The following is a 1,184-nucleotide window of genomic DNA, read 5'->3' on the forward strand; positions in this document are numbered from 1 at the left end:
GAGCTGAGGCCAAACGCGTTAACGTAGGGGGAGAATTCACAAAACCAGTTGAACCAGAGATTAAGCAGTTGCTGAAAGCACCATATCCATCGAGATACCTTGCTGTTCAAAGACGGTGCGCAGCTTGTTTAAGGCTTTCACCTGCGCCTGACGAATACTTTCACGCGTCACACCCATTGCCTTGCCAATCTCTTTCAGTGTCGTTGGCTCGTAGCCAAACAAACCAAAGCGGCGGGCGAGAATTTCGCGTTGTCTTGGCTCCAGCGTTTCAATTGCTGCAGCTAATGAGCCGTTTAACTCATTTTCTTGAATGCGATCTTCGGTGCTGATGTGATTTTCATCTTCAATCAAATCGGCCATGGTGGCGCTTTGACGCTCACCGATAGGCAAATCCAGTGAGCTGGTTTTACCATTGAGTTGCAACATGCGGTGGACGTCTGCAACCGGCTTACCCATCTTGGCTGATAACTCTTCAGCACTTGGCTCGGCACCCAGCGATTTGCTCATTTCTTTGGCAGTACGCAGGTAAACATTCATTTCTTTAATCAGGTGAACCGGCAGGCGCACCGCGCGGCTTTGGTTCATGATTGCCCGCTCGATGTTCTCGCGGATCCACCAAGTGGCGTAGGTTGAGAAGCGGAAGCCGCGCTCTGGGTCGAACTTCTCAACAGCGCGGATCAAGCCGATGTTGCCTTCGTCAATTAAGTCGAGCAGTGGCAGGCCGCGGTTCATGTAACGTTTTGCCAGTTTGACCACTAAGCGCAGGTTGCACTCAATCATGTGCTGGCGCGCTTTGGCATCGCCTTGTTGTACGCGCTGAGCGTAGTCAATTTCTTCACTGGCGCTAAGCAGTGGGTATTGGCCAATTTGTTGGTAGTAAAGGTGGTCGGTGTCGAGCTCTTGGCGACGCTCACGCAGCAAGCTGTTTTGAAATTGTTGTTCCAATTGCTCGTCATCAAAGGCGCTAAGGTTAGCTGACAGAGCGTGGATGTTAACGTTGTTGCCGAATTCAATGTGCGCTTGCTGGTTCATGACGAATCCTTTTTTTGTTCTATAGTGACTTGCTGTATCGGTGGGCCGATGTTGTTAAGTCAGTGTTGTTTTGTTGATGTAAATGTTATGTGGTTGGTGAGTTTGTCGATACTCGCAAAACCACGGGTCATGGGCTGGGAAAAGCTCGTGCT

Annotated in this window: 1 protein-coding gene; it reads right to left on the reverse strand. The window is 50.2% G+C overall.

The features are described from left to right. Positions 1 to 60: 60 nt before the first annotated feature. Positions 61 to 1,032 (reverse strand): RNA polymerase sigma factor RpoS, encoded by a 972-nt coding sequence (gene rpoS, locus IC617_RS18740; protein ID WP_191146510.1) that lies wholly within the window; start codon positions 1,030 to 1,032, stop codon positions 61 to 63. Between the last annotated feature and the right edge of the window lie 152 nt (positions 1,033 to 1,184).

The organism is Neiella litorisoli (assembly GCF_014773395.1).
Lineage (GTDB): Bacteria > Pseudomonadota > Gammaproteobacteria > Enterobacterales > Neiellaceae > Neiella > Neiella litorisoli.

Bases quoted from the DNA above. Each gene is read 5' to 3' on its own strand.
- rpoS (WP_191146510.1), bottom strand. From the start codon at position 1,032: ATGAACCAGCAAGCGCACATTGAATTCGGCAACAACGTTAACATCCAC.